We start from the raw sequence: 8,714 nt of genomic DNA, 5'->3' as shown, positions 1-8,714 counted from the left end.
CGTTCTCGCACTCGTTGCCGAACGCCGGGTTCAGCGCGCCGATGACGTCGACCGTGTTGCCGCACACGTTGACCGGAACGTCCACCGGGGCCTGGATCAGGTTGCCCGACAGCGCACCGGGGGAGTTGGCCGCGACGCCGTTGGCGCTCGCGCCCTGGGCGTCGCCGGTGTCCGAGCCGCCGTCGGCGTTCTCGCACTCGTTGCCGAACACGGGGTTCAGCAGACCGATCACGTCGACCGTGTTGCCGCAGAGGTTGACGGGAACGTGCACCGGCACCTGTACGGCGTTGCCCGAACCGACTCCGGGCGAACCGACGGCGGCCCCGTCGGCCGAGGCGTCCGCGAAGGCGTAGCCGCCGGAGGCGGTCAGGATGCCTGACGCCGCCGCCATGACGAGCACGCTTTTACTCAAGGTTTTTCGCATGGGTTGCCCTTCCTTAGGACATTCGCGCGGGCGCATTGCCCGCAGTTCATTCATCAGCCAATGCAGCAACCGCCGGGCGTGCCAGTACTGCTGGGTGAGCGTCCCGTCGGGCGGGCTTGACTCCACCCATAACGACGCCCGCGTGTCGGGGAAACGTGGAATTCGTGAAAATCGCGTGATCACTCGGACGGAGTACGTATGAGTGTTCGCTTCAGTGATTCGACGCATTGGGGCGCACTCGACGCCGGGTGGGTGAATGGCCGTTGAGGCTTGAAGCAAAATGCGCGCATACCGAATGTGCTGTGGATTGTCCGGTCTCTTTCGCACGAACGTCCGCGAGGTCCCGGCATTCGGGTGAATGGACATAACCAAACGTCCGGAAGCGAGTTGGTCAGTGTGCTCCGGTACGGGGCATCCAGTACGAGAAGGGTTCATCGTGATCAAGAAGGTCCTGGCTACGGGTGCCGTTGCCGCCTCCATCCTCGGTTTCGGCGCCACGCAGGCGATGGCCATCGGCGACGACGGCGGCACCATGTCGGTCAACGGCAACGGGGCCTCGCAGTCCTTCGGCAACGCCGAGACCCACGGCGACGGCAGCCCGCAGTTCGGCCTGGTCCAGGGCTCGCTGAACAAGCCCTGCATCGGCCTGCCGGCCAAGGCCAACGTCGGTTCGCTGATCCCGGCCGCGGTCCAGGACGTCAACGTCCTGTCCTCGCCGCAGAACCAGCAGTGCACCGAGAACTCCACCCAGGCCAAGGGTGACGAGCCGCTGTCGCACATCCTGGACGGCATTCCGGTCCTCTCCGGCAATGGTGCCGGCAACAGCTGATCCAGCTGCGCACAGGCCCGGGCCGCCGACGTTCCTCACTCCGAGCGGCCCGGGCCTGCTGCTGCCCTCCAGGGGCTCGCCCGTGAGCAGTCCGGTTGATCGTGACGGTGACGTCGGGTGATCGGAACTGCGTCATTCGGGCGGACTCTGAGGAACCTTCGTCTCGAAGAGTTTCGCTTACCGTCTTAAATCGTTACGAATTGCAGCGGCGGAGTTACGAGTGATCAGAACCCGCGTTCGCGCGGCACGAAACTCGTTGCTGCTCCGGACTCCGTCAAAGAAGGGGTTGAAACTGAAGTACACCAAGATTGCCGCCGTCGCCGCCGGAACCCTCATGGCGATGGGTGCCGCTGCCCCGGCGTTCGCCGACTCCGGCGCCGAGGGTGCGGCCGTGGGCTCCCCGGGCGTTCTGTCCGGCAACGTCATCCAGGTCCCGGTCCACGTGCCGGTCAACGTGTACGGCAACACCGTGAACGTCATCGGTCTGCTGAACCCGGCGTTCGGCAACACCTGCTTCAACGTCTGATCGTTGTACCGCTGAGCCCGTCTCGGCACCGGTCTGCCCCGGATCGCATCTCCTGCGATCCGGGGATTTCCTCTTTCCTGCGTTCTCCGTCCCGGGAGTTCGCGGCCCTGCCCGGACGCGGCGGAAATTCCAGAGGCCTTTCCGCCGCCCGGGGCGCGGTGCGCCGGCGGCTGGGGTTGACATCCGGGCGGGCGCGCGGGACGAAGTACCGACAGTGCACCACCGATTCGCGTCCGCTGTCCCGCAGTCACACCCGATTCAGTGATTAGTCATGCAATCGATCGAGTGGCCCGGTGAGCCGTTCCGAGAAAAGTCGATCGCTCCAGTTGCCCGGCCGCAATCGGGTCGTTATCCATGGAGAAAGCGGCAGAAGTCACAGCTAAAGAAGGCTGGAGCGGCGCGGGGACGCGACCGGAAAAGCTGTCGCTGCAGAAGGGAACCTGAAAGTGAAGTACGCGAAGACTGCCGCGTTCTTTGCCGGCTCCGTGGTCGCTCTCGGAACGGCTGCTCCCGCCTTCGCGGTTACCACCGCGACGGCTCCGAACTTCAGCCTCGACGGCGGTGTCAACCAGGTGGTGGCGGCGGCCCCGCAGGCCGTCGACCCGATCGTCGACACCGTCGGCGGCGCCGCCGACGCGCTGCACAAGAACGGCACCGTCACCAAGGTCGCCGGCCAGGCCACCGGTGCGGCCAAGGGCGCCGCCCCCCTCATGGGCGGTCTCCCGATCGGTGGCTGACCCGTCCCAGGACGGCAGTTCCCGATCCAAAGCGTTCCGCATCCCTCCGGTGCCGTACCTCCCGTGAACAGACGGATGGCAGAAGCACCGTTCGAGTGAAGCGCCACAACCATTCCCGCCGCCGCGAGTTGATCAAGGCGCTCAGCACAGCGGGCAACAGAAAACCCCAGAAGGGCTATTTCATGATCAAGAAGATTATGGCCTCGGCAGCGGTCGCTGCCTCCATCGTCGGCGTCTCCGCCGCGATGGCCCCCTCGGCCATGGCGATCGGCAACGACCAGGGCACCACCTCGGTCAACGGCAACGGTGCCATGCAGTCGTACGGCAACTCCGCCACCCACGGTGACTGGAGCCCGCAGTTCGCGCTCATCCAGGGGTCGCTCAACAAGCCCTGCATCGCCCTGCCCGCCAAGGTCAACGCCGGTTCGCCGCCCGGTGCCCTTCCGATCCCGGTCCAGGACCTCAACGTCCTGTCGTCGCCGCAGAACCAGCAGTGCACCGAGAACTCCACCCAGGCCAAGGGTGACGAGGCGCTGTCGCACATCCTGGACGACATCCCGGTCCTGTCCGGCAACGGTGTCGCCAACGACTAGTCGTTCCTGTCGTACCCGTGGGGCCGACCCGTCCACGCGGCAGCCGAATTCCGGCCGCCCGGACGTGTCGGCCCCGTGCCGTTTCCCGGGGCGCAGCCCGATACTCCCCCGAAAGGACGGGCCTGCTGGGCCGGTTGCCGTAGTGACCCCGGGCCGCTTCCGCCGTAGCGGGTATGGCCCCCGCATGGACAGCTACGACAGCAGGAGCCCGCAGGACCGCCACCGGCACCCGGAAGGCGTCACGCCGATCTACGACCGCCTCCTCGCCGAATGGCAGGCGACCCGGGGCGATCCGGAGCCCGACCCGCCCCGTGCGGGCGGCCTCGTACCGGCGGCGCGCACCTCCGGCGAAGCCTTCCGGGGTTGACGGCGAGGTGTCGAACTTGCCCTGGATCCAACCCATTTGAGTGGAACTGCGGAACCGACGCCTCGGCGGGGGGTTGATCAGTACTCTCCAGAACGGAACGCTCCGAAAGGTGAAGTGTGATGAAGAAGATGATGACCGGCGCGGCAGTAGCCGTGTCCATGGTCGGCCTGTCCGCCGCGATGGCCCCCTCGGCCATAGCGATCGGTAACGACCAGGGCACGACGTCGGTCAACGGCAACGGCGCCACGGACTCGTTCGGCAACGCTGTGACCCGGGGTGACGGCAGCCCGCAGGTCGAGCTCGTCCAGGGCTCGCTGAACAAGTTCTGCGTCGGTGCCCCGGTCAAGGCCAACGCGGGTGCGCTCGTGGGCCTGCTCGTCCCTGTCGCGGTCCAGGACATCAACGTCCTGCACTCGCCGCAGAACCAGCAGTGCGCCGACAACTCCGTCCAGGCCAAGGGCGACGAGGCCCTCTCGCACCTGGTGGACGACATCCCGGTCCTCTCCGGGAACGGCGTCGCCAACAACTGACGCCGGACACACGTGCCGCGGGCGGTCCGGGAAGTCCCGGGCCGCCCGCGGCACGTCGGTGGGCACCTGAGTGCGCACGATGCCCACCGCTCCACGGGGGCGGTGGGCATCGTGCCTGTTTGGGGCCGGTCAGCCCAGGCTGCGTACCGGCAGGACGCAGTGGGCGGAGGTCACGATGACCTCCGGGTCGCCGGCGAAGGACCGCAGCGAGTCCTCGGTCACCGGCTGCCCCGGCGCCCCCTGCGGCCACGGGCGGGTGGCGAACATCGCGTGTACCTCGCCCTGTTCGCGGGCGGCCGCCAGCCACTCCGGCCGGGCGGGGTACTGGGCGGTGAAGTGGGGCAGTGTCAGAACGGCCTGACCCGCATGGACGAGGAGTTTCACCGGGAGCCCGGGAGTCTCGTCGGCGCGTACGGGGCCGCCGCCGACCGGAAGGCCGCTGCGCTCCAGGGCGATGTGCATGGCGCTCTCGCCGGCCGCCGGGCCGTCCGATCCGTCGCCGAGCGAGTACACGAGCAGGAAGGCGACGTCCTGTCCGTTGTGGGGGTGTTCGCCGCTCCAGCCGATCAGGGTGAGGGTTCCCAACTGGGCCTGGGTGAAGGTGCCGGTGGCTGTCTGGGGGGAGGTCATGTCCGGCACCCTAACCGGCTGCGACCGGTAGATCTCCCTGCGTATCACCCGATCGGGGGAGAGTTGCGGATATCAGCGATCCGCGCCCCCGGACCGGCCGGTTCCGGAGTACTGGGGCCGGGTGCCGCGTTAATTCGGTTGACGCCACCGGGCCGCTCCGGGCTATCGTTTGCGACGTTACGGGCGGCGGACGAGACTGCTGATCCCGGACCGTGCGTGAACCCGGAGGTGAGGACATTGATGACTGTCGTTGCAGTGGGCGCTGCCCACAAGCCGAAGTACATCGTTCCCACCCCCGTGGCCGCCGGCTGACCTTCTTCGACACCTCTGCGCCGCCGTGCGCAGTGCCGGGGCCACCCTGTGAAGGGTTTCCCTTGTCTTTCCCGACCTCATCCTCCCTCTCCTCTCTCTCCTCCTCTGCCCCGCACGGCTCTTCGCCGTCGCACCCGCTGGCCGCATACGGCTGGGACGACGACTGGGCGGCCGAGTTCGCCCCGTACGCCGCGCAAGGGCTGTTGCCCGGACGCGTGGTGCGGGTGGACCGCGGGCAGTGCGACATCGTCACCCCGCGGGGCACCGTCCGCGCCGACACCGCGTTCGTCGTCCCCCGTGACCCGATGCGGATCGTCTGCACGGGCGACTGGGCCGCCGTCGACCCCGAGGGCGACCCGCAGTTCGTCCGTACGCTGCTGCCCCGGCGCACGGCGTTCGTCCGCTCCACCTCGTCCAAGCGCTCCGAGGGCCAGGTGCTCGCCACCAACGTCGACCACATCGCCATCTGCGTCTCGCTGGCCGTGGAACTCGACCTGGGGCGGGTCGAACGGTTCCTGGCCCTCGCCATGTCCAGCGCCGGCGGTGACGCACTGCTGCGTGACGGGGCATCGGCCGGGGACGGGGCCGCCGAGACGATCGTCGTCCTGACCAAGGCCGACCTCGTTCCGGACGCCGCCACGCTCTCCCACCTCGTCCAGGACGTCGAGCGTCTCGCGCCGGGGGTGCAGGTGCTGCCCGTCAGCTCCGCGAGCGGTGAGGGCGTCGACGTGTTCGCCGCGATCGTCGCCGGCGGTACGAGCGTGCTGCTCGGCGCCTCCGGCGCGGGCAAGTCCACCCTCGCCAACACCCTGCTCGGGCACGACGAGATGGAGGTGCAGGCCACCCGTGACATGGACGGCAAGGGCCGGCACACCACCACGACCCGCAATCTGCTGGTGCTGCCCTCCGGCGGTGTACTCATCGACACCCCGGGACTGCGCGGGGTCGGCCTGTGGGACGCGGAGACCGGCGTCGGCCAGGTCTTCTCCGAGATCGAGGCACTGGCCGAGCGGTGCCGGTTCCACGACTGCGCCCACGAGGCGGAGCCGGGCTGTGCGGTACTGGCGGCGCTGAGTGACGGATCGCTGCGCGAGAGGCGCATGGACAGCTACCGCAAGCTGCTGCGCGAGAACCAGCGCATCGTCGCCAAGACCGATGCCCGGGTCCGGTCGGAGATCCGGCGCGACTGGAAGCGCAAGGGCGCCGAGGGCCGGGCCGCCATGGATGCGAAGCGCGGCCGGGTGCGGTAGCCGGGGGCGCCCTGGTCGACGTCCGAAAGCCGCGAGTGCGGTGGTGCGCGAGGCCGCACACTGGACGGTGTGATGGACGAAGAGACCAGGTACGAGGCGGTGAGCAGCCGCGACGCGCGTTTCGACGGGGAGTTCTTCTTCGCCGTCGAGACCACCGGTATCTACTGCCGGCCGAGCTGCCCCGCCGTCACCCCCAAGCGGAAGAACGTCCGCTTCTACCCGACCGCGGCCGCCGCCCAGGGCAACGGCTTCCGGGCCTGCCGGCGCTGCCGCCCGGACGCCGTCCCCGGCTCCGCGGACTGGAACGTCCGGGCCGACGTGGTCGGCCGCGCCATGCGGATGATCGGCGACGGAGTGGTGGACCGGGAGGGTGTCCCCGGTCTCGCCGGCCGGCTCGGCTACAGCTCACGGCAGGTGCAGCGGCAGCTCAACGCCGAGCTGGGCGCCGGTCCCGTCGCCCTCGCGCGGGCCCAGCGCGCGCACACGGCCCGGGTACTGCTCCAGACCACGGCGCTGCCCGTCACCGAGATCGCCTTCGCCGCCGGTTTCGCGAGCGTGCGCCAGTTCAACGACACGATCCGGCAGATCTACGCCCGTACCCCGAGCGAGCTGCGGACCGAGGCGGGCACCGGCCTGGGCGCGGCGGTCAAGGAGGCGCGCACCACCGGAATCCCGCTCCGGCTCGCGCACCGGGGACCGTACGCCGCCCGCGAGGTCTTCGACCTGCTCGCCGCCGAGACGGTCGCACGCGTCGAGGAGGTCAGCGGCGAGCCCGGCAGCCGCACCTACCGGCGCACCCTGCGCCTTCCGTACGGCACCGCCATCGCCGCCGTGGACGAGCGGTCCGCCGGGAGCTGGCTGGAGGCCCGGATCCACCTCACCGACCTGCGCGATCTGACCACGGCGGTGCAGCGGCTGCGCCGGCTCTTCGACCTGGACGCCGATCCGTACGCCGTCGACGAACTGCTCGCCGCCGATCCGCTGCTCGCCCCGCGGGTGGCCGCCCGTCCCGGGCTGCGCTCGCCGGGTGCGGCGGACCCCGAGGAGTTCGCCGTGCGGGCCCTGACCGGCCGGGCGGTGGCCGAGGACCTCGTGGAGGCGTACGGGAAGCGCCTGGACGTGCCCTGCGGCGGGCTCACCCATGTGTTCCCCGAACCGGGCGCGCTGGCCGGTTCGGCTTTCGACCCGCGGCTGTGTGCGCTGGCGTCGGCGCTCGCCGACGGGAGCGTACGGCTCGACTCGGGCGCCGACCGGGACGAGGCCGAGCAGGCGCTGCTGCGGCTGCCGGGTGTCGGCCCGGCAACCGCGGCGCTGATCCGGATGCGCGCGCTGGGTGACCCGGATGTCGATCCGTACGGGACGCCCGGCTCGTACCGGTGGCGGCCGTGGCGCTCCTACGGCGTACGCCATGCGGAGTTCGCGGGCCGGGCGTCCGGGTAGCGGCGGTCAGGCCGGCAGGCCCCAGCTCGGCGCCGGCTCGTTCGCGGTGACCGGGCGGACGGTCAGGTCCGGGCGGTCGCCCGCCGCGGTGATCAGTGCCGAGTCGCCCTTGCGGAGCCGGATGCGAACCGATCCGCCGGCCAGTTCCTCATGGCCCAGGGGGCGGCCGTGCCCGTCGCGGACCTCGATCGCGCCCTCGATGCCGTGCCGCACGACGCAGGGCGCGCCCGCCTCGCTCGTCAGACGCACCCAGCGGGTCCGGCCCCCTTCCCGTACCGCACTGAGCAGGAAGGCGCCCTGGGTGCGGAAGTCATGGACGGTCAGCTCCTGCCAGGCGGCGGGCAGTGCGGGGAAGACCCTGATGGTGCCGCCCCAGGACTGGCAGACCATGTCGTGCAGCGACTGGGCCGCCGACAGTGGGGTCTCGATGACCGGGCCGGACTCCTTGTACATGGTGTTGGCCTGGATGAACCGGCTCATCAGCTGGCCCAGGTACTTCAGCGCGTCCTCGCCCTTGCCGAGCAGCGCGGACATGGAGGCGGCGCCGGTGAAGGTGTAGCCCTGGAGCGCGCCCTCGAAGCCGACCCAGTGGGCGAGGGACTTCTCGATCAGGGCGCGTTCCTCGTCGGTGGAGCCGGTGACCTCGTACAGCGGGTAGACCGCGAGCATGTGCGAATAGTGGCGGTGGGACTTCGCGAACGGCACCCCGGCGCCGATCATGTAGCCGTTCTCGTCGACCGGGTACGGCGTGAGCCTGGCCAGGACCTCCTCCCAGCGGGCGGTCAGCGGGTCGCGGACGCCCAGCTCCCGGGCCGAGTCGAGCAGGGTGCGGCAGCCCCAGCGCAGCAGCATCAGGTCGTAATTGCAGTCGGGGGCGTTGACGCCGTACTCCGGGGAGAAGGTCGCCGGGAGGTGCAGCTTGCCGTCCGCGCCGGGGGCGAGGAAGTGCAGGTAGTAGTTGACCGCCTTGCGCAGCAGCGGGAACAGCGTGTCCCGCAGGATCGACTGGTCCATGGTGTGCCGGTAGGAGAGCCAGACGTTGTGCAGGGCCCAGGTCAGGTTGCCGACTTCGGGGG

General features: G+C 69.9%; 11 protein-coding genes. 8 read left to right on the top strand and 3 right to left on the bottom strand.

Annotated features, from left to right (window positions below; genetic code table 11):
- On the bottom strand, positions 1 to 424 hold a 424-nt coding region (locus J1C73_RS21500), incomplete at its 3' end, for a chaplin (RefSeq protein WP_207317856.1).
- Between the two features lie 436 nt (positions 425 to 860).
- Here J1C73_RS21500 and J1C73_RS21495 point away from each other — a divergent pair.
- The 6 genes from J1C73_RS21495 (at position 861) to J1C73_RS21470 (ending at position 4,006) form a co-directional block, all read left to right on the top strand.
- Complete coding sequence (locus tag J1C73_RS21495) at positions 861 to 1,253, top strand: rodlin (protein WP_207317855.1); 393 nt, start codon at positions 861 to 863, stop codon at positions 1,251 to 1,253.
- Between the two features lie 292 nt (positions 1,254 to 1,545).
- On the top strand, positions 1,546 to 1,779 hold the full coding sequence (locus tag J1C73_RS21490; RefSeq protein WP_207317858.1) for a chaplin: 234 nt from the start codon (positions 1,546 to 1,548) through the stop codon (positions 1,777 to 1,779).
- A 446-nt stretch (positions 1,780 to 2,225) separates the two neighbouring features.
- Positions 2,226 to 2,516, top strand: a complete 291-nt coding sequence (locus J1C73_RS21485) for a hypothetical protein (RefSeq protein ID WP_207317854.1) — start codon at positions 2,226 to 2,228, stop codon at positions 2,514 to 2,516.
- 182 nt (positions 2,517 to 2,698) lie between these two features.
- Positions 2,699 to 3,109, top strand: a complete 411-nt coding sequence (locus J1C73_RS21480) for a rodlin (RefSeq protein ID WP_207317853.1) — start codon at positions 2,699 to 2,701, stop codon at positions 3,107 to 3,109.
- Between the two features lie 184 nt (positions 3,110 to 3,293).
- The gene (locus J1C73_RS21475) at positions 3,294 to 3,476 is read left to right on the top strand and encodes a hypothetical protein (RefSeq protein ID WP_207317852.1); all 183 of its coding nucleotides are present in this window, start codon (positions 3,294 to 3,296) and stop codon (positions 3,474 to 3,476) included.
- A gap of 119 nt (positions 3,477 to 3,595) precedes the next feature.
- Complete coding sequence (locus J1C73_RS21470; RefSeq protein ID WP_207317851.1) at positions 3,596 to 4,006, top strand: rodlin; 411 nt, start codon at positions 3,596 to 3,598, stop codon at positions 4,004 to 4,006.
- A 129-nt stretch (positions 4,007 to 4,135) separates the two neighbouring features.
- Here J1C73_RS21470 and J1C73_RS21465 read toward each other — a convergent pair whose 3' ends face one another.
- A complete protein-coding gene (locus J1C73_RS21465; RefSeq protein WP_207317850.1) occupies positions 4,136 to 4,636 on the bottom strand; it encodes a DUF5949 family protein in 501 nt (166 codons plus the stop codon).
- A 374-nt stretch (positions 4,637 to 5,010) separates the two neighbouring features.
- Here J1C73_RS21465 and rsgA point away from each other — a divergent pair, with 374 nt between their 5' ends.
- Together rsgA and J1C73_RS21455 are read left to right on the top strand one after the other, a co-directional pair.
- Positions 5,011 to 6,198: a ribosome small subunit-dependent GTPase A gene (gene rsgA, locus J1C73_RS21460; protein ID WP_207317849.1), complete on the top strand. Its 1,188-nt coding sequence runs from the start codon at positions 5,011 to 5,013 to the stop codon at positions 6,196 to 6,198.
- Between the two features lie 72 nt (positions 6,199 to 6,270).
- Positions 6,271 to 7,638 carry a DNA-3-methyladenine glycosylase 2 family protein gene (locus J1C73_RS21455; protein ID WP_207317857.1) on the top strand — a complete coding sequence of 456 codons (1,368 nt, stop codon included), beginning with the start codon at positions 6,271 to 6,273 and terminating at the stop codon, positions 7,636 to 7,638.
- A gap of 6 nt (positions 7,639 to 7,644) precedes the next feature.
- On the opposite strand, the gene J1C73_RS21450 is transcribed toward J1C73_RS21455, so the two are convergent.
- Positions 7,645 to 8,714: glycosyl hydrolase family 95 catalytic domain-containing protein (locus tag J1C73_RS21450; protein ID WP_372446718.1), on the bottom strand; the 1,070-nt coding region annotated here is incomplete at its 5' end.

Origin of the sequence: Streptomyces laculatispora (genome assembly GCF_017353455.1) — a bacterium.
Classification (GTDB): domain Bacteria; phylum Actinomycetota; class Actinomycetes; order Streptomycetales; family Streptomycetaceae; genus Streptomyces; species Streptomyces laculatispora.
Note: the sequence above shows the minus strand (reverse complement) of the source record. Positions and strands in the feature narration are given on the sequence as shown.